The 20,683-nt window shown below is 44.1% G+C and carries 13 protein-coding genes; 8 read left to right on the top strand and 5 right to left on the bottom strand.

Features of this window, described 5'->3' with window-relative positions:
* The first annotated feature begins 122 nt into the window (after positions 1 to 122).
* The 4 genes from ctpB to V7K30_RS32395 all read left to right on the top strand — a co-directional run bounded on the left by ctpB (position 123) and on the right by V7K30_RS32395 (position 6,743).
* Complete coding sequence (gene ctpB / locus V7K30_RS32410) at positions 123 to 1,463, top strand: carboxyl-terminal processing protease CtpB (protein ID WP_335006433.1); 1,341 nt, start codon at positions 123 to 125, stop codon at positions 1,461 to 1,463.
* A gap of 142 nt (positions 1,464 to 1,605) precedes the next feature.
* Positions 1,606 to 2,574 (top strand): glycosyltransferase, encoded by a 969-nt coding sequence (locus V7K30_RS32405; RefSeq protein ID WP_335006431.1) that lies wholly within the window; start codon positions 1,606 to 1,608, stop codon positions 2,572 to 2,574.
* Between the two features lie 717 nt (positions 2,575 to 3,291).
* On the top strand, positions 3,292 to 5,277 hold the full coding sequence (locus V7K30_RS32400; protein WP_335006429.1) for a putative bifunctional diguanylate cyclase/phosphodiesterase: 1,986 nt from the start codon (positions 3,292 to 3,294) through the stop codon (positions 5,275 to 5,277).
* Between the two features lie 770 nt (positions 5,278 to 6,047).
* Complete coding sequence (locus V7K30_RS32395) at positions 6,048 to 6,743, top strand: response regulator transcription factor (protein WP_335006427.1); 696 nt, start codon at positions 6,048 to 6,050, stop codon at positions 6,741 to 6,743.
* 626 nt (positions 6,744 to 7,369) lie between these two features.
* Here V7K30_RS32395 and V7K30_RS32390 read toward each other — a convergent pair.
* Entirely contained in the window at positions 7,370 to 7,654 is a 285-nt protein-coding gene (locus V7K30_RS32390; protein ID WP_138498346.1) for an Npun_R1517 family heterocyst differentiation transcriptional regulator, read from the bottom strand.
* Positions 7,655 to 8,542: 888 nt separating this feature from the next.
* On the opposite strand from V7K30_RS32390, the gene V7K30_RS32385 reads away from it, so the two are divergent.
* The 4 genes from V7K30_RS32385 (at position 8,543) to V7K30_RS32370 (ending at position 14,305) form a co-directional block, all read left to right on the top strand.
* A complete protein-coding gene (locus V7K30_RS32385) occupies positions 8,543 to 8,902 on the top strand; it encodes an NAD(P)H-quinone oxidoreductase subunit M (RefSeq protein WP_335006425.1) in 360 nt (119 codons plus the stop codon).
* Positions 8,903 to 9,504: 602 nt separating this feature from the next.
* Positions 9,505 to 11,784 (top strand): protein phosphatase 2C domain-containing protein, encoded by a 2,280-nt coding sequence (locus V7K30_RS32380; RefSeq protein ID WP_335006423.1) that lies wholly within the window; start codon positions 9,505 to 9,507, stop codon positions 11,782 to 11,784.
* A 148-nt stretch (positions 11,785 to 11,932) separates the two neighbouring features.
* The gene (locus tag V7K30_RS32375) at positions 11,933 to 13,510 is read left to right on the top strand and encodes a CHAT domain-containing protein (RefSeq protein ID WP_335006421.1); all 1,578 of its coding nucleotides are present in this window, start codon (positions 11,933 to 11,935) and stop codon (positions 13,508 to 13,510) included.
* 147 nt (positions 13,511 to 13,657) lie between these two features.
* The gene (locus V7K30_RS32370; protein ID WP_335006419.1) at positions 13,658 to 14,305 is read left to right on the top strand and encodes a hypothetical protein; all 648 of its coding nucleotides are present in this window, start codon (positions 13,658 to 13,660) and stop codon (positions 14,303 to 14,305) included.
* A gap of 414 nt (positions 14,306 to 14,719) precedes the next feature.
* Here the strand turns inward: V7K30_RS32370 and V7K30_RS32365 are convergent, their stop codons facing one another.
* From V7K30_RS32365 to V7K30_RS32350, 4 genes are all read right to left on the bottom strand, one after another.
* Positions 14,720 to 16,102, bottom strand: coding sequence for a PrsW family glutamic-type intramembrane protease (locus V7K30_RS32365; RefSeq protein ID WP_335006417.1), 1,383 nt, complete (start codon positions 16,100 to 16,102; stop codon positions 14,720 to 14,722).
* A gap of 448 nt (positions 16,103 to 16,550) precedes the next feature.
* Positions 16,551 to 17,153, bottom strand: coding sequence for a DJ-1/PfpI family protein (locus V7K30_RS32360; RefSeq protein ID WP_335006415.1), 603 nt, complete (start codon positions 17,151 to 17,153; stop codon positions 16,551 to 16,553).
* Positions 17,154 to 17,390: 237 nt separating this feature from the next.
* Positions 17,391 to 17,843: a nitrate reductase associated protein gene (locus tag V7K30_RS32355; RefSeq protein WP_335006413.1), complete on the bottom strand. Its 453-nt coding sequence runs from the start codon at positions 17,841 to 17,843 to the stop codon at positions 17,391 to 17,393.
* Between the two features lie 246 nt (positions 17,844 to 18,089).
* Positions 18,090 to 20,336 carry a molybdopterin oxidoreductase family protein gene (locus V7K30_RS32350; protein ID WP_335006411.1) on the bottom strand — a complete coding sequence of 749 codons (2,247 nt, stop codon included), beginning with the start codon at positions 20,334 to 20,336 and terminating at the stop codon, positions 18,090 to 18,092.
* Positions 20,337 to 20,683: the final 347 nt, after the last annotated feature.

The following is a 20,683-nucleotide window of genomic DNA, read 5'->3' as shown; positions in this document are numbered from 1 at the left end:
TCATTCAACGATAAAAATGATGAAGTGAGCATAGTTGAGTTTGGGGTATAAAAACTTAAAATTTTCTAGAAAGCCTGATTGCTAAACTGTCAACAACACAATTATTCCAACTGATTATATACATGAACCAATCTGCGAAAAGTTACTCGCCGCTCCAAGTAGCCTTGATTGGTGGAGCGATCGCCACAACTGCTACTATGTCTGTGTTCGGTTCTGCTTGGACTCGTGGTGTCCGCGCTGCCCTAGCCTTACAAGACAGCCCGAAAGCAATAGTTGACCAAGTTTGGCAACTGGTGAATCATGAATATGTTGATGCCAAATTTAATCAACAGAATTGGCAAGCAACCAGACAAAGCCTGTTGAACAAAGATTATTCTTCTCGTGAAGAAGCTTATGCTGCCATCCGCGAAGCTTTACAAAAGTTGGGAGATCCTTACACTCGGTTCATGGACCCCAAACAGTTTGAAGCCTTGACTAGCCAAACATCTGGGGAAGTCTCTGGCATTGGCATTCGGATGGAAGTGAACGAAAAAACTCAGCGGCTCACTGTTGTCGAAGCCATAGAAAATTCTCCGGCGCTGAAAGCTGGGATCAAAGCAGGCGATGAAATTTTGGCCATTGACGGCAAACCCACTCTCAAAATGAAAGTGGATGACGCTTCCAAGCTAATTCGTGGCAAAGCGGGTACTCCCATCAAGCTCCGGCTGGGACGCACGGGGCAAAATGCTTTTGATTTGAAGCTGACGAGAGCAAGTATTGAAGTGCCAACAGTCCGCTACACCCTCAGGCAAGAAGGAAATCGCCGCGTTGGCTATATCCGTTTGCGCGAATTTAGCGCCCACGCCGCAGACCAAATGCAACGAGCCATCCGCGATTTGAACACTAAGAAAGTTGATTCTTATGTATTGGATTTGCGAGGAAATCCTGGCGGATTGTTGCAGGCGAGCATTGAAATTGCCCGAATGTGGTATGATGACGGCGGAATTGTCAAGACAGTAGACCGTGTGGGCAGCAGTGAGGTAACTAAAGCCAATCGCACTGCTCTGACAAATCGTCCCTTGGCGGTCTTAGTAGATGGTAATTCAGCTAGTGCTAGCGAAATCCTCACAGGGGCACTCAAGGATAATAAGCGGGCGGTAGTCGTAGGTGGTCAAACCTTTGGTAAGGCCTTAGTGCAGTCAGTTCATGAACTTGCAGATGGTTCTGGGTTGGCTGTCACCATTGCCCATTACTACACCCCTGCGGGAACGGATATTAACCATAAAGGGATTACGCCAGATATCAAGCTAGACTTGACAGAGGCACAAGAGCGGCAGTTGGCTTCTAATCCAGATTTAATCGGAACTAAGAGTGATCCCCAATATGCCAGAGCGATCGCAATTCTATCAAATAACAACTTTGCCCAGCCGCCGGCAAATCAGCCCACTCGACCCATGAGCCGCGCCGATAACCTGAAATTTTAGGTGAGTGATTTGTTACCAGGTGTTTATATAGTAGTATTCCCAAATCCAGATTTTTGGAGTTATGAAAACTGCTTGATATACCGTTCCAGGATTTTGGATTGGGAATACTAGCTAGTAATCCCATCTCTAAAATCTCAGATTTATGAATCATCAGCCAGTTGATACAACCACCGCCACCAGCTTTTTACCAATGGTGTCGGTGGTTGTTCCTATTTATAACGGTGAGGCGGATTTACCAGAGTTAATCAATTGTCTGTTGTCTCAAACTTACCCAAAAGACCGGGTAGAATACTTGTTGGTGGATAATAATAGTAGCGATCGCACTCTCACCATTCTCAAAGCATCTGCCGAAAATTGCCCAATTACAATTCACCCTTTGAGCGAAAACCAAATTCAAAGCTCCTATGCTGCTCGTAATACTGGGATTCGCGCCGCTAGGGGTGAAATTATAGTTTTTACCGATGCAGATTGTCGCCCACAACCGCAATGGTTAAACGCATTAATTCAGCCTTTTGTCAACAAAGAAGTGGTAATTGTCGCTGGTGAAATTTTGGCACTACCAGGTACAACTTTGCTAGAACAACACGCAGACCGTCAAGAAACTTTGTCGCAAAAGCATACCCTTAAGCATCCCTTTCGTCCCTATGGTCAAACCGCTAATTTGGCGATTCGACGCATTGCCTTAGAAAAAGCGGGTTTATTTCGTCCCTATCTTACCACTGGTGGCGATGCCGATATTTGCTGGCGGATTTTGGAGGAAAACATCGGGCGTTTGGAATTTGCCCCAAATGCGATCGTTCAGCACCGCCACCGCGCCACACTCAAAGAACTGCAAAGTCAATGGCGGCGCTATGGACGCTCAAATCGCTATCTGCACGAACTGCACGGTGTAGATTTGATGCGAGAGATTACACTCAAAGAATCCGGCTATCGTTTAGTACGTTGGTTATTGAAGGAAATACCTAGGGATATTAAGAAGGCGATTGCGGGTAAAGCCACCCTTGTCGATTTATTAAATACTCCCATTGGTTTATTCACTGCTAAGGCGCGTACTGCTGGGCAAAGAGAGGCCAAGCTGCCAGAGAATGCCAAGATAATTGATCGACTGTAACAATACTAACTTTAGTACTTGTAAAATAAGCACTAAAGTGCTGAGGGTTTGCTGGGATATCGGTAATCCTGTCGGCATGACATTCCATGCATCCTATGCTATAGGACTCATATTTGATTTTTGAAAAAACTCAGTACAACTCAAAGAGGCTTCTTCCCTACTCCCTACTCCCTACTCCCTACTCCCAGCCTACGCAAATAATTTCAGAAATCAAATCGGATTGCTATATTAAGTAGCTAAGTAAGAAAAACAAACGCTCTTGTCAGCCCAAAAGCATTGACTGAAACTGTATCATTTCGTTAACTCACAAAAGTAAATGTATCTTAAGAAGTATTTTCAAAAATAGGGAAAGCAAATATGCTGTTACTGATCAAGTTCTAATTTTCATAACTTGTATTTAATAAACTAAAAATTTCAGTAGGTAAGGCTTGCTGCAACTTTGCACCTTGGTCGTTAATGAACAAGTTTGTGGCATTGAATAGGGCCAAGAGTTGATTTGAGCGTGTACAAATTTGATTGCTCCCTCATCATTGATAGATAAGTTAGTAAATCAAGAAAACAAGTTCTGCCATATTTATTTACAACGTGTCCGCTCTTGCAAATAACCCGCTCCTTGCCTGCTCAATAGAGTCTGAAAGTATCGAGGAAGGCAAGGGGTTTACTTCCCATGCTCTCTTCATTCACAGCTACGCTTCATAGTTTTGTGAGTTGAGCAACATGAACGTGGATGGATTTAGCCAACAGATAGACAAATTGCGCTCACAAGTACAGGGACTATTGCAATTCAATACAACTAAGCCAAGCTCACAACAGGAGATCATAATAGAGGCTTTCGAGGAACTCAACATTGCAATGGAAGAACTATTGACAGCTTCCGAGGAATTAGAGGTCACACGAGCCGCAGTAGAAAAAGAGCGCCAGCGTTACCAAGATTTGTTTGAGTTCGCTCCAGATGGTTACTTGGTAACTGATACCACCGGGACAATTCAAGAGGCTAACCAGACAGCAGCAACCTTGCTTGGTGTCCACCAAAAGTATTTAGTAGGTAAACCATTAATTATCTTTATTGCTCAACAAGACCGCCAGTCCTTTCGCTCTCAAATGAACAATTTGCAGCCGCTACTGAACTGGGAAATTAACCTACAGCCACGGGGAGGAACGCCTTTCCCTGCTAGTGTTAAAGCGTCTGCGGTATATGACCTTCAGGGGAAGGAGCTTGGCTGGCGTTGGCTGCTGTGCAACATCAGCCAACGTAAACAAGCTGAAGAAATGTTGCACCGAGCTTACGGTGAGTTAGAAGTACGAGTGGCGGAACGGACAGAGGAATTGATAAAAACAAATCAGAAATTGCTAACTGAAATTACAGAGCGTAAACGAGTCGAGTCACAACTGCTGCACCTTGCCTTTCACGATGCACTGACGGGTCTACCAAACCGCGCTGCATTTATGAACCGCCTAAGACATGCGCTTAATTATTCAAAACGGCATTCAGATTATCTATTAGCTGTAATGTTTATCGACCTGGATCGATTTAAACTGATCAATGACAGTCTTGGACACTTAAATGGAGACCAATTACTGCTTGCTACTGCAAGTAGGCTAGAACTATGTGTACGCTCTATAGATACAGCCGCACGGCTTGGGGGAGACGAATTTACAATCCTGCTTGAGGGAATCCAAGATGTGTCAGAGGCCATCATAGTAGCTGAACGAATTCAACAGGAACTGGCGTTACCCTTTGAACTTGACGGACAAGAAGTGTTCATAACGGCAAGTATTGGCATCGCGTTGAGTTCGATAGTAGACTATGAAAACCCAGAAGACCTTTTGAGGGATGCTGATACAGCAATGTACCGAGCCAAGGTGCTGGGTAGAGCGCATTATGAGCTATTCAACTCAGATATGTATGCTGATGCTCTGGCGAGATTGCAGTTAGAGACAGATTTGCGCCGAGCAGTTGAACGCCTTGAGTTTCGGGTTTATTACCAACCAATTGTTTCGCTCACTAGTGGTTCTATTTTAGGTTTTGAAGCTTTGTTGCGCTGGCAGCATCCAGAGCGTGGTCTGCTTAATCCAGCAGATTTTATTCCCCTGGCAGAGGAAACTGGACTAATTTTCTCCATTGGCAACTGGGCGTTGCATGAAGCCTGTCGCCAGATGCAAGCTTGGCGGGTGTGTCATCATTCCAACTTCCTAGAGAAAATTAGTGTTAATCTCTCCCTCAAGCAATTTTCTCAGCCGGATTTGATTGAGCAGATTGGGCAAATTTTGCACTCAACTGGTCTTGATACTGGCACTCTAGTGCTAGAGATTACTGAAAGCGTAATTGTAGAAAATGGCGATAAGGCAACTGCCGTACTCTTACAACTTCGAGAGATGGGTATTGAGTTATCAATTGATGACTTTGGTACAGGCTACTCCTCATTAGGTCGTCTTTATAACTTTCCGATTAGGATGTTGAAAATTGACCGTTCTTTTGTCAGCTCAATCGGCGCTAGTAATAAGAATTTAGAAATTATTGAGATAATTGTTACATTGGCACACAAGCTAGGTGTGGATGTGCTTGCCGAAGGAGTAGAGACAAAAGAGCAATTAGCACTTCTAAGAAAGTTGAGCTGTGAATATGGCCAGGGACATTTTTTCTCAGTTCCATTAAATAGCTCGGCAGCAGAGGCATTAATTTTGGAAAATCCTCAATGGTAAAGGTTCTTTAAAAAAATTCGTAATTGATAATGACGCTTGTGATGCAAGGGTAGCATTCGCAAAGCGTCTCCAAGAGTTGCGTTAGCGACTGTGCGTAGCGTCTGATATCATGTCCGCTTGATTACTTATTAAACCCGAAAAACCCCAAAGAGCCAAAGCTACGTTTTGCCTCCCTGCCCCTAATCCCCAGAGGGGGCCCCGAGTTCCCCGCTTGCGGGGAGGAGACTCGAAGAGGCTGCGCTAACGTAATTCGTAATTAAAGACAGTTTCAAACGGGGATTTAGCGCAAAACCGGAGCGGAGGTTTCCGAGGCTCGTTCGCCTTTGGCATCGCCCCTGCTTCGCTATCCAATCTAGATTTTGTAAGAGAGACGCCGACTGAGGTAACTCCAAGAAATAAATTATCTAATCTAGTGGGTAAGCTCTAATACGCTTAGGATAAACCTTTTTTTTCTTCCCCTGCTCCTCCTGCCTCCAAACCCGTAGCTTTGTACTTCATGCAAAAGAAAACTACTGTATTTTGAGATTAGCAGTATCCAAATTCAAAAATCGTCCTTACTGTCTTGGCTCTTTTTACTGGTGCAGGACTTACGCAAAAAGGCAGTGAAAGCCCTGATTTCCCGTAGGGGCAATTCATGAATTGCCCCTACAGCGTGTAGTTTTGTGTAAGTCCTATGGTGTTAGGAAGCAATGGGTTTTTCCTTATCCCTTTTGTTCAATGACTGTCAACTTTCGCTAAATTGGAAAAAGATAAACTCAAGGAAATTTTAAATGTCAGCACAATTGTTACTGGTGGATGATGAACCAGGGATACGGGAAGCCGTGAAAGACTATTTGCAAGAGAGCGGTTTCAGCGTTCAAGTCGCCAGTAACGCCCTTGAAGGTTGGGAATGGATGCAGCTCAATACACCTGACTTAGTGATTTCCGATGTCATGATGCCTCAGGTGGATGGCTATCAGTTCCTTAAGCAACTGCGAGAAGACCCCCGCTTCCAAGCACTCCCGGTAGTATTTTTAACTGCTAAAGGTATGACAGGCGATCGCATTCAAGGCTATCATGCCGGTGTTGATGCCTATCTACCCAAACCTTTTGATCCAGATGAGTTAGTGGCTATAGTCGAAAATTTGCTAGCCCGCCGCGCCGCTAAGACCGCAAGTACGGGAGATGACGCTGAAACCCCTGATCTTGCTGAACTAGCCAATCAGATTGCCCAAATTAAGGCATTGTTAACTCAAAGAAATGCCATTTCCCAATCGCCAGCCCCTTTCAAAATTGATTTGACTCCCAGAGAACAAAGTGTTTTAAACTTGGTCGCTGAAGGGTTGATGAATAAAGAAATCGCCCGTCGTTTGGAAACCAGCGTCCGCAATGTAGAAAAGTACGTCAGCCGTTTGTTTAGTAAAACTGGCACCAATAGCCGTACAGAGTTAGTTCGTTTTGCTCTAGAACACGGTCTTGCTAAATAGGCATTGGGCATTGGGCATTGGGCATTGGGCATTGGTTATTTCCCCCATGCCCCATGCCCCCTGCTCCCCTGCTCCCCTGCTCCCCTGCTCCCCTGCTCCCCTGCTCCCCTGCTCCCCTGCTCCCCTGCTCCCCTGCTCCCCTGCTCCCCTGCTCCTGGGTAATTGGTAACAGGTAACTGGCTGCTAAACCATAACCTTTTACCAGTAATAGATAAAACATAAGTATTTCAGCAAATCAGGCACTTAGCTCAAGCAAAAAGCTAAAAGGAAGGTCATTTATTTTTACTTTGGTCTTTTAGATTTTCATTTGATTTGCGCCTATTGTCCAATTCCCCATCTGTAAAGACACAGGGTTTTGTTATTCCTGCAATGTTTTGATAAAAACTCGGTAAAATGCACCCGGCTGAATTTGCTCTCAGATTCTACCAGTACCCTTTGCTACAAAGTTTTTTAATGGAGGAAACTGTTCCTGGGACTTTGTATTGCTAAATAAGACTTTCACAAAGTAGAAATCACAGTATTTTATGAATTCTACTTACTGCTTAGTTTCTATTGCAACGGGGGTATGGGATCAACATTTGATTTGATGCCCAATTCACGTTTTTTTTACTACTTAAATTACACCTTTAAGTTTGGGGATTTTCAGCAGCATTACGCAAGCGCATTAGCTGGCGTCGCATTTGAGGTGAGGCTTTGAACTCGGACACTTCCTGCGCTTTAACGGACGCTTGTAGCGTCTCTAGGAAGTCGTCAGAACCCTCGGTTAAGGCATCAAGTAGCACCTGTAACAGTTGTTCGCGATCGCCCAATAGACTCTTTTCCTCAATCAACCGAAATTTGAGATGTATTTCGCACTCATAAACACCTACTTCGAGATTATTTATCTGGCGTGGTAATGCTTTGGAGTTCATAGCTATTGAGATTCCTTTACTTGGTGGTCATGAGGGTAAGGAGGTAGATGTCCAGCAAAATTCTTTATATCTTTTTTGAATCCAAAGTGCTTGAATTAAGAATTTTTCTTCATCAATCACCTTTGTATCCCATTTCACTCTCCTGTGTTTTATTTTCAAGCTAGATTTTCAGTGTCTAGATTTTGATGTTCTTGTGCCAGATGTAGCTTATGGTAAGCCATAACTATTATTCAGTTTTTAAGATTCTACACAATAAAGTTTCTGTAAGAAGTTGTTCGACCTTTCTAAAGCTTTTTACATCAACTTTATATGAACGTCAAGAACAGTTGGACTTGTTACTTTAATTTTGGTGTTTATACGTAAGTAAAACCGCTGAAGTTTTTTGAGTTTATTAAAGCCAGAGGTCGATGTAGCCCTATTCAGTAAAATTACTAGATGTACGTTTTTATCAGCAGCAAATTCAGAAAAAATTTCTAACCATAATTATTAAGGTAAAAATTTTTGTTCTCCATAAAAAAATGTACACAGATCAAAATATTCTAGCCAAACCCTTCACTATACTGGATTCTGGGCTTGATTGAGTACCAAAATCTTAGCAGTAGGTACGTTAGCAAACCACTCAGACTTGTTTGTATGCCCAAATGAAAACACTCTACCCAGTAATTTTTGCAGAAAAATAATTGGACTACTGTCAGTACTAGCAGTTAGATCCGGCTTCAACTCCTAACAGAAGTAGTAAGTTAATCAGTAGAAGTGATATTTTTACTTATGCCCATTCAATATACCCTTTTGAAATTGCGTTCAAAGCTTGTAAATTGAGAGCATTCAAGCTCAGATATAACGTCTACAATAATTTCAGTGTAATCCACCCAAATCTTACACCCTTTTATGGATAACCCGATGCTGCTCAAGTCCACAACCCGGCATGTCCGCATTTTTGCAGGTGAAATTGACCGGGATGGCGAACTGGTTCCCAGTGAACAGGTCTTAACGTTAGATGTTGACCCAGACAACGAATTTAACTGGAATGAAGATGTGCTGCAAAAGGTTTACCGAAAATTTGATGAACTAGTAGAAGCATCTAGTGGTGCAGACCTCACAGACTATAACTTGCGCCGTGTGGGGTCAGACTTAGAGCATTATCTGCGATCGCTCCTGCAACTCGGCCAACTCACCTACAATCTCTCTGCCCGCGTTACCAACTACAGCATGGGAGTCCCCCAGGTTGCAATTGACGAGAAACAATAAGCAAATGAGTTAGTAGTGGGCTGGCTGAACCTTTCTGTGTCAACTTACAGCTATTTTCATTAGTACCGAGTACCTCGTTCCCAGCCTCAGGCTGGGAATGCCCTCTGTAAAGCTTTGCCGCCTTGCCAAAGAGCATTCTCCTTCTTAGAACCTGGAAACGAGATTACGAGATTTTTAAAGCCACTTCATTCGTCAGGTACTTTTGGCAAAAGTATATTTAGTTATCTTAATTCTTAATTAAAGTTAATTGTTGCTATCCTACTTATAAACTAAATAAATACCAACATTATCTGCCTCTTGATGATCGAGTAATTTAGCAAAAGCAAATAGCGCAGTTATGCTTGGGTTATGCTTTGGTAACAGGGTTGGAGTTAGTTGCTTTGGCGATGGAGAGTCACAGAGCAATAGAAGCTATGATGAGGCTGTAGGGTTGACTTAGGAGCGTATTCTTTGGATAAGTAAGTATTAGCACCTGCTTATATCCACCAGCTAAAATCATCATCTAAAGTCTGGGTATGTCAAGTTTAAGAAAGATGAGCGGTCTAGATTGTCCCTACTAATGCTGTTAAAGAAATTGCCAATCGCTGATCGGTGCGAAAACTATGGAAAATGACGCGGCAACGCTCTACTGTCCAAATGAAAATTGTCAGGCTGCCAACCCCCTGACCCACAAGTTTTGCCAGCGATGTTCCACGCCCCTACCCAAAAATTACCTCTGGGCTGTGGTAGATGGCCCAAGTGTGGGTGGCCCTGGAGAAATATTAGCCGATCGCTATTTAGTTATTGATAAATTTGTTCTTTTAGATACGAAGCCTGGTTTATTAGCGCTAACGCCTGAGTTAGATAATTTACAGCCTCTAAGAGCTTACCTGAGACTCATTCCCTACCGCTTACACGTACCACAGGTATATGGAGTAATATTTCTCGCTGACGGGTCCTCGCATCGAGAAATATTACTCTTAGAAAAACCGCCACTATTAGTAGATGACACTATCCAACAAGTACATTTGGGCAGCGAGTTAACCACCGCTTGGCGCGATGCAACATCGATGCGCCAACTCAATTGGTTATGGCAAATAGCTCATCTGTGGCAACCTCTTGCGAGTGAAGGTGTCGCCTCTAGCTTACTTGACTCCTATGTATTACGGGTAGAAGGCTCATTAGTCCGTTTGTTGGATTTGCGTTTCGACGCCGCAACATCACCAGAATTGCCCCAATTAGGCGAATTCTGGCAGCAGTTGGTTAGTGATGCCAAACCAGCCATAACTGAATTTGTTGATCACATTAGCCTTTCCTTAATTCAGGGAGAGATTAATTCAACCGATCAATTAATCGGAGTTTTAGATGGGGGACTGGCACAATTAGGGCGATCGCAAACACCCACGATCAAAATTATCACCAAAACCGACACTGGGCCAAGTCGCCAACGGAACGAAGATGCCTGTAGCCCTCCCAGTGGAACTCTGGTGAGCAAACCACCCCAGCCAACAGCCTTAGCAATTGTCTGTGATGGCATCGGTGGACACGAAGGTGGCAATGTCGCCTCAAATTTAGCCATTGAAACGATCCAGCAGCAGGTACAGCAACTAACAAAAGTTCCCTATGACCATATAGACCCTTCACTGCTGCTGAATGACCTCGAAAAGGCAGTGGCAATTGCCAATGACAAAATTAGTCAGCGCAATGACGGTGAAAATCGCCAAGGGCGTCAACGCATGGGCACGACTTTAGTCATGGCATTGCCTGTTGCACACGAAATGTACATTACCCACGTTGGCGATAGTCGTGCTTACTGGATTACCCGCCACGGCTGTTATCAAGTTACCCTCGACGATGATGTTGCTTCCCGCGAGGTGCGGCTAGGCTATGCCATTTACCGCGATGCTGTGCAACAGAGTGCTGCCGGCTCTCTCGTCCAGGCTTTGGGCATGGGGCCCAGCACTTCATTGCATCCCACATCGGGACGGTTTATGCTCGATGAAGATGCTGTTTTTCTACTCACATCTGATGGTTTGAGTGATTTTGATCGGGTGGAGGAGTACTGGGAAACAGAAATCTTGCCGATTCTAGTTGGGGAAACAAATATAGTAAATGTTGCCGATAGATTAGTCGAAATCGCTAATACTAAAAATGGACACGATAATGTCACCGTCGCTTTAGTCCACTATCAAGTTCAATATTGGGAACCAGAAATCACCATCAAAGCAGTCATTCCAAAGAGTTATTCTGCCAAAACTGTTGATTTGGCATCCAAGGCGACAGATGCGACCCTTTTAAGTAGCCCAAACCAGAAAACTCAGGTGATTCCCGACACTGAGCCTGCTAAAACTTCGAGTTTACCGCTACAGTGGATTGTTCCGTTAATATTTGTGGTAGCAGCAGGCTCTTTAGGATTGTTCGTGAAGCAACTGCGATCGCCATCAGGGCAATTTCCAATTTTTTCCAATCCATTACAAACTCTAAACCCTACCATCGAAGCGACACCCGCACCGCGATCGCTTGCTAACCTATCTCCTGGCTGGGTAATTCAAACCAACAATCAAATCTCCTTGGGAAACAACCAATCGCTTTCCCCTAACAGTTTTTTAGAAGTTCTCGACATCAAACCAAATCCCAAACCTGCTTCTGGGGATTTTTCAGTATATATGCGAGTTTGTGCCAATAAAGGGACGCCAACTCCAGCAAACACCACAAATCCACCAGCATCCTCTCAAATACCATCCCAATCAAAGCCTGGATTGAAACCTGAGAAAACAGTATCGATTAAATTTGAACAACTCAACCGTTTTGGAGTCTCTGTTTTACAATCAGACGCACCAAATCCATGTAGAACTGTCACCCAACCATCAGTTACTGAACCAGATGACACCAGTCCAACTTAATCAAATACTCGATAAACTGGTAAAAACCTGGAATAATAACAGGTAACAACCAAAGTAAAAAATTTACAAGGTAAAAAAGTAGAAAATTTTCAGCTTGAAGAATTGTTATTTGAAATTATTTGTTTTTAGCTTTTAGTTTTATGAATCCATGCCATCCCTGAATTTGGCGATCGCCCGTCTCCGAAACACTGGCACTGACAACTTCGCCATTTGGGTGGTCAACGCTCCCTATCCCAGTGGCTACGTTTTACGTGACTCTGTATGGCCTGTTGAACTCAATCAAGTCTGGCAAGAATGGCAGCAGATGTTTGCTGGTCATAGTCGCCTAGATATTTCCCCAAACTCAACATCTCAAAAGGCCAACCCATTCCCCCTAGATTGGATTTCACCCTCTTCAGGTCAAACCACTGGCCCCTACAGCAGTCGTCTGATGCAATACTTGGGAATGAATTTATGGCGCTGGGTATTCGACGGACAAATTCTCGGTAGTCTAGAACGCAGTCGCGGTATTGCTATGGGTGAGCATACACGTTTGCGCTTTCGACTGGAAATTCGCGATCCGGATCTGATCGCTCTCCCTTGGGAAATTATGCAGCGTGAGCCTGGTCAATCGGCTATGTCTCTCTCCCCAGATTTGCTATTTAGTCGCACCAGCAGTGAAGTTGATGCCTTACCGTATTTGCGAACTGACCAGGCTTTAAGTATCCTGCTGGTTTTAGGTCATGATGAAAAGCTGCAACTAGAACAAGAAGCTGCTATCTTACAGCAAAGTCTTGCAGATACGCCTGTGGGTGGTAATTCCCAAAGATACGCACCTTGTATAGTCAATCAACTCTTACAACCAACTCCACAGGAGTTGATTCAAGAATTAGAAACCAGAGCATACAATGTTTTCTTTTACGCTGGACATGGTTTGCCAGACCCAGACGGGGGGTTACTGTTTTTGCAACCAGACATGCCCCTGAATGGGATAGAATTGGCGCAAGTATTGACCCGTACAGGTGTGAAACTAGCGGTTTTCAACGCCTGTTGGGGCGCACAACCAGCTGCTAGCAATCATCAAGCGATACCTGCCAGCAGTTTAGCAGAAGTACTGATTCGGCATGGTGTGCCTGCGGTTTTAGGGATGCGTGATGAAATCGCTGACCACGAAAGCCACAGTTTTATTCAAGCTTTTACCGAAGCTTTGCGATTGCACAAGCCAATTGATGAAGCCGTAGCACAGGCTAGGCAAGAGTTGTTAACACTGTATAAATTTAATCAACCTGCTTGGACTTTGCCTGTTCTCTACCTGCATCCAGATTTTAATGGCGAACTCATTAAGAACTTGGATGAAGGGATTACGGAGCTACCAGACACAGCGATTCCTGATGTAGGTTCCCCGCTTCTGACTGCTTCTTTGCGATCGCTCACCCCAGGTAAAACCTGGTTGTTGCGTTATGGAGTCACCCGCATCGGTCGCACGAAAGACAATGATATTGTCATCCCCGAACCATCTGTATCTAAACGTCACGCCGAAATCTTCTGCCGCAATACTCTTACTGATGCTACACTGGTGCGAACTTATTACTTGCAAGATTTTTCCACCTACGGGACAACCTGGTTTTTAGCGCCTAATGGTTGGCAACAAATCCTCCGAGAGGAAGTCCCCTTGAAATCGGGAATGCAGTTAAAGTTTGGAAGTGCTAGAGGTGAAACCTGGGAGTTTATTATTGAAGACTCCTAGCAGAGCTATTGCAGAAATGGATTTGAGTCTTTAGCATCAGCTTTTAAAATCTGTTTTTACTGGAGAAAAAATCAACTATTTTTGCGGAAATCTCTTCTGAGGAATTGTAGCTGTCAATACCACCAAATAATCTTGAGGTCAGAAAAAATGGCTAAAAAAATTAACGGCTCAGACACTTTCTCATCTTTGCCATCTCAAGTAGATTTAGAATTATTGGAAGCGTTACTAGAACCAGACGATGCTACCTATCCCTGGAATCCAGCTGATGAAGAATCAGAAGCTTATTTTCAGGAATTAGAACAACAGTTCGGAATGCAAGATTTACTTGAGGAAGAACTGACAACGCGATCGCAAGATTTTTACAGCCATCTAGACACACTTTGGTCTGATATCTCCCTTGCGTCAAGTCATAATCACAATCCCCAACAGGCACTAGCGCTTAATCTTCAAGAAACACTACGTACTACTTTTGCCGCCTATATCCCTCAAGCATTGCTCAACACCATCGCCCAGAAAGCTGCTGAAATTTTTGCTGCCCAGCAAACAATGGGTGAACAACTGGTTGAGTGTGTTCAGACAGTACTACCAACTTGGGGAACAGAGGATCTTTTAGTTTTGGCTCGTCCTTTTACTTACGCTATGCGAAGTAGTGAGTCGCAAAACGCGGCATCTGCAATTAGTAATCTTAAAAATAGCGAGTGGACAGCTTTATCAGAAGTAGAGAAAGCAAAGGTCAGTTTAGCGATCGCTTCCTATGCTTTCAATCAACTCAACAAGTCTCAGTCTGAACCATAACTTGAGTCAACTATCTCTCTTCTACATACATAAATTTTAGGTGCAGGCAGATTTATCTGTTAGCAACGCTTGTGCTGCAATTTTAAGCATCCACTAATTTTTAGTCTTTTTGTATAGTGAGCCTAGAGTAACATTACAGTAAGCTAATTCTCAGATTAGGCCATCTATCCCAAGATATAAGTATTCAAAAGTCAAGAGTCAAAAGTCAACGCTCAAGAGTTCTTTTATATCCTCTTCTCTGGCTGCTTCCCCTGTTCCTACCGAAGTTCAGATGCCTGCGGCAAGCCGCAAAGCGTCTACGGCGGTACTCCTTCTCTATAATCCGCTACACGTAGCTTGCTTCCCCGAAGGGGTACGGAGAACTCGCAGGGTAGCCGCCGCTGCGACTTCTCTCTACTCCCCCTGCCCCATCTCTTATTTTGGGCCAAGAAATCGGGTAGCAAAATTTTGCGATCGCGTCGGTGACAGCACCCGTGCCTTAAGAATTGCCGCCATCAAAAAGGCATAAGATAACACCCCAACAACTACCAACAGCAAGGCATTGATTGATCCTGTAGCATTCCACAAAGCATGGAGCGCAGCGGCACTAAGATAACCAATAGAGAGAATTTGCCAACTTCTACTGGGTTTGAGAACAGCCAACCCGATAAAATAACCCAGGTAGCCACTATAAGCCATATGTCCGGCTACAGAGCCTAAAATTCGCGGAATTAGCAGTTGCAAACCTGCCAGTTGACCAGCAGCGCCTATACCCACCTGTTGCGTGACATTTTGAGTAATATCTGGCACATATTGTCCGAGAGTTTCCAAGAGAGTGAAGCCCACAGCAGAAGCTGTTCCCAGGAGAATGCCATCTAGAGGTTCCCAGACGCCTATGCGTTCCCGCCAAGGTGAAGACAACATTCTACCGATGGCAAAGGCCCCTAGTACAGGCAATGCCTTGAGTAATTCCTCCATCAAGCCAGCGCCAAAAAACATTCGCACCAGCAGTTCTGTGAAGGTGATAGATTCTTGGGATGAGGGCAAGTTTCCAGGCAGGACGCCGCGAAACACGAAGATAAATAAATCCAACAGCGGACTGAGCAAAATCAGCATCGTACCCAATGCCGCAGCCATTAGCACCCACCAAGGCTTCTGTTTACCGCAAAGTTGGTAAACAAAATAGTAGGCAGCGAAGGCGATGTAAGTTGCGACGATAACTTGATTAGCTTGGGGCTGACCGACTGTAGCAAACATTAACACTACAAAGACTACGGTCAATATTCCCGGTACGAGGTAAGCTTTACGAGTTAAATCTTTACCAGTGGAAATAATCGGAAAAAGCTGCGTGAAGCTAACAGAATCTGGCTGCTTTAATTGTGTGTGGTTGTGGTAGTTTGTCGCCGAAGGTAATGGCGTAACTTGGTTAACTGTCGTGGCCGGGGTGAATGAGGTAAACTCGTACTCAAAAACGTATTGTGGGCCATCAGCACCTAGAGAAATGCGATCGCCTGGGTGCAATTCCTGACATTCATACAAGCGTTGTCCATTCAAATAAGTGCCATTAGCACTATTCAAATCACAAAGCACCCAGCTGAATTTGCTATCTGGCGATAAAGAGAGAGGACGAACCACCGCATGACGACGAGATACCATTCGGTACATCATGGCATCCAAGACAACTTGGCAGCTGGGGTCGCGTCCAATTACCATCTCTTTACTGGGGGGCAGCGAGTAGCGAGATTCTGATCCAAAAGCTGCCCCATTATCAGACACTAGCCGCAGAAATGCATTTTGTCTTGCGTTTTTGCCTGTCATCGAGTTAGAGTGCGTTTCTAAACTAATTCTTCACATAATTTGGCAGCAGGACTAACCTTAGCCACATTAACAGCAGCATTGCTAAATCCACTATAGCTTCACTTCCTGCTAAGAAATTTAAAATTTCAGATGCAAAATTTCAAATTGTTTCACCTAATGTAAATAAGTATTCCATCTGCTGAGAGTTTGTCCTAAACCTGGCTTGTTAGGCGGCTCAATCAGATTGTATGGGTGGTGTACTCTTGACATCCTAGCTGCAAATTAAACCTACGGCAATTTATCAAAAAATAGTAGTTTTTACTGCATATAGTTTCATCAAAAAACTATATGATTCTCAGTTGTCTGTTGTTTTTGCCACTGATAATCTAATTTCCTTGGGAGTAGGGAGTAGGGAGTAGAGAAAGAAACTGCCCGGAAGATTGAACTAAAAGATTTCCGATATGTTGCCTCAAACAACTGTAGCCAGTTCTGGGTGTTCAATCTTAGTTCCAAGGACTCGGAGGAATTCTGCCAGCCAATGGGGGTGAGCAGGCCAAGCGGGTGCTGTCACCAAGTTACCATCAACTATTGCTTCATCAACAGGGATATCGACATAAATCCCTCCAGCACTCTTGACATCTGGGCTACAAGCAGGGTATCCAGTACATCTCTTGCCTTGCAATACATCAGCAGCTGCCAATAACTGCAAGCCGTGGCAGATGGCAGCAATTGGTTTATTCGTTAAGGCAAAGTGACGGGTGATTTCTAGCACCTGCTGATTCAGACGGATATATTCTGGTGCCCGTCCTCCGGGAATGACTAAGGCATCATAGGTTGCGGCTTCTACTTCTGCAAACGTACCATTTAAAGTGAAATTGTGACCGGGTTTTTCGCTGTAAGTTTGGTCTCCTTCAAAGTCGTGAACTGCTGTTCGCACCTTGTCGCCAGCTTTTTTGTCGGGGCAAACTGCATGGACAGTGTGTCCCACCATTTGCAACGCCTGGAAAGGAACCATTACTTCATAGTCTTCTACATAGTCCCCAACAAGCATCAAAAGCTTCTTTGCAGCCATATTTTTGTGAACCTCACCTATTAGTCAATAGTCAATAGTCAATAGTCTAGAGTCAATAGTTAATAGTTGTTTATAAAGTAAATATTAATTTAGAGTCAGCTACGTTAGGCGTTAGTCTATGTGCGAATTTATGATGCATTACAGCACTAACTGTGCTGTAATGCATCATTTGAGGGCGGCAAGTTAATAAAGTGTAATACACCCTACAGATTTGTTCTGTTAATGACTATTGACTAATTAAAACAGATGAAATTCTGCGATCGCACTCTTAAAGTTTTTGTTTTCATGTCCTGGGTGGCTGAGTTTAATCAAGGCAAAACGCTGTAAGGGCGTTAAAGCTGCCCAATGTTGCTGTGTTAGGGTTACACCTATTTCTTGAGCTTTTTCCTGAAGGCTGGCTGGGACAGTGGCAGAGTCTAGCCATGCAGGATGAGGCTCGATGGGCAATTTTGTCGCTGGTATACCCGTGCGTTGTACAATTATCTGTTGGATATGGTCGTGGTAAAACTGAATTTCCGTTTCTGTAGTGCAAGGTAATTCGACTAAAGCTTGACGCTCTGCTGTAGTCATTTGATTCCAATCAGACAATTTTAGCTTGATGCCACAGGTATCTAATTTGCAGCGTACCTGCATGGGGATGCAACGCAAAGAATCAACAAAATCTGCTTCAAATTCAAAGAAATCTGTCATAAGAAAGTATTCAAAATTAGCTATCTAGAGGATTAAAAAAAAGATGCTTTGTAAGTTTTATATCTGTTTTTTTATTATTTATCCATAGCTAAAATTGACGCTAGTCAAACCTCTTGTTACTAGAGATTTTTCCTCTTTGGATATGGTAATTGGTATCAGTCAAAAGTAGAGAGTCATAAAAAATGATAATAACTATTGACTATTGATTATTGACGAAATTACCACTTTAGAGGTTTACTTTGCAGCTTACGATTGTGAGGACTGGAGTTGATGATTTTTGATTGTAACTTCCACCAAAATTGGTATCAGCTGCACCGCACAGGCTTTTAATTCTGGTTGCAGCGAATCGGGGCAAGATTCTGGATGGGTGAGGGCATTAGCTTCGGCATTGTCTGCCCACAGCGAACCCCAGTGCATGGGGACAAAAACTGTACCAGGCGCGATCGCTTTTGTGACTTTAGCAGGAAACTTAGCTTTACCCCGACGCGATCGCACTTCTACATACATACTATCTACAATGCCTAACCGAGCAGCATCACGCGGATGAATCTCAATAAACGGTTCGGGATGCATTTTACAAATTTTTTCAATTCGCCCGGTGCGTGTCTGCGTATGCCAGTGTCCGTAAAGGCGTCCATTAGTTAGCACAAAAGGATAATCTGGGTCTGGTGGTTCTGCCAATCCCTTTGAGTAATATGCCCCAAATCGAGCGCGTCCATCAGGGGTGTGGAAGTGTAAATCGGTGTAGAGTCTTTTTGAGGGAGTAGGGAGTAGGGAGTGGGAAGTAGGGGAAGAGAATGTTTTATCCCCACTCCCCACTCCCCATTCCCCACTCCCGATTTTTGAATGAGGCCATTGAGTCGGGCCTTGTGTCTGTAATTGCGCGTGACTGATACCTGTCATATCGCAGGGGCGAGTTTTAGTTAGTTTGACAAACTCAGCATAAACTTCAGCAGAGTTAGCAAAGGCAAACTCTTTTTCAAAACCTAATCTCCGTCCAACTTCGGCAAAAATTTCCCAATCTGGTTTAGCTTCTCTTGGCGGTTGGCGAAATGCTTGACACAAAGTTACCACTCGTTCGGAGTTTGTCATCACACCAGTTTTTTCACCCCACTGGGCTGCTGGTAGCAAAACGTGAGCGTAAGCAGAGGTTTCTATAGGATAATAAGCGTCTTGGTAAATAGTAAAAGGCGATCGCAACAACGCCTTCTTAGTTCGCTCTAAATCTGGCATACTCACAGCTGGGTTAGTAGCCGCAATCCACAGTAACTCTACAGCGCCATTTTCCAAGCCAGTAATCATGTCCCAAGCAGTCAAACCGGGATTGGGCGAAATCTGTCCTGGCTTGAGTCCCCAAAACTCCTCAACTTCTGCGCGGTGCTGAGGATTTTTTACCACCCGATAACCCGGTAATAAATGCGCCAAACCTCCGGCTTCCCGTCCTCCCATTGCGTTTGGCTGACCAGTGAGGGAAAAAGGGCCAGCCCCAGGTTTGCCAATTTGTCCAGTCATCAGGTGCAGGTTAATAATCGTTCTTACCTTAGCTGTTCCTTCTGACGATTGATTCACACCCATTGACCACAAAGACAGTACTCGCTGTGATTGACCCCAATAGCGAGCTGCTGTTTCTAAATCTTCAATGCTGATTCCACATTGACGAGCTACTATTTCTGGGGGATAGTGGCGAATCACTTCAGCGTATGCGGGAAAGTTACTGGTGCAGTCGTCCATGAACATGGTATCGATGTAGTTCCAGCGCATCAACAAGTGGGCGATGCCGTTTAACAAGTCGATATCTGTACCGGGACGAATCGCTAAATGCAAATCAGCGGCTTCTGCGGTTGGTGTGCGCCGGGGATCAACCACAATCATTTTGACTTTGCGGTTCTTTTTGTGATACTTCTCTAGTCGATTAAAAACAATGGGGTGACATTCAGCTGTATTAGTGCCAATTAAAAATGCACAGTCAGTTAACTCCAAATCTTCGTAACAACATGGGGGGCCATCTGAGCCAAAGCTTTGAATGTAGCCAGCTACAGCACTAGACATACATAAGCGAGAGTTCGCATCAAAATTATTGCTACTCAAACACCCTTTCATGAGTTTCTGAGCTATGTAATAATCCTCAGTTTGAAACTGACCAGAACCATACATACAAATGGCTTCTGGCCCTTGAGTGAAACGTACAGTTTGAATGCGCTTGGTGATGAGATTAAAAGCTTCATCCCAACTAACGCGGCGAAACTCTTGCTCTAAAGAGTCTCGCATCATTGGATAATGTAATCTATTTTTATCTAAAGATTCAGCGATCGTCGCACCTTTGACGCAAACCATTCCCTGACTGGATGGATGGGCTTTATCACCCCGCACCCGCCAAATCGGATTTCCTTGGCTATCTCGATTAGTTGCTTTGCCATGTTGGGCTGGGGGTGAAACTTCTAAACCACAGCCAACACCGCAGTAAGGACAAAGGGTTTTGGTAAATTCACTCATGGCGGTTGTACCATTTTGTTATTTTGATTATGCAACCTCAGATGTAGCAACAGTTTGAGAAATTCCTGTGTTGCACGCCAATTCTGGATAAAGATATAGCGGTTCTCGGTTGAGTGAGGTGCAAGAACCCCACCCCCAACCCCCTAAGAGCAAGCGAGGAGGGGACTATGATGTACCTCATCTGATTAGGAAACGCTATATCAATAATTGTTGAGTTCCTTCTTCAACCCAACTTACTACTGCGTAGGTGGGTTAATTTTTACAGGTCGATGCATTGGTATTGTAAGTCTCGCATTAACAATGCAGGTTGATAAATTGGCATTGTAGGTTTTGCATTAACAATGCAG

This window comes from Nostoc sp. (assembly GCF_036917655.1).
In the GTDB taxonomy this organism is placed as follows: domain Bacteria; phylum Cyanobacteriota; class Cyanobacteriia; order Cyanobacteriales; family Nostocaceae; genus Nostoc.
Note: the sequence above shows the minus strand (reverse complement) of the source record. Positions and strands in the feature narration are given on the sequence as shown.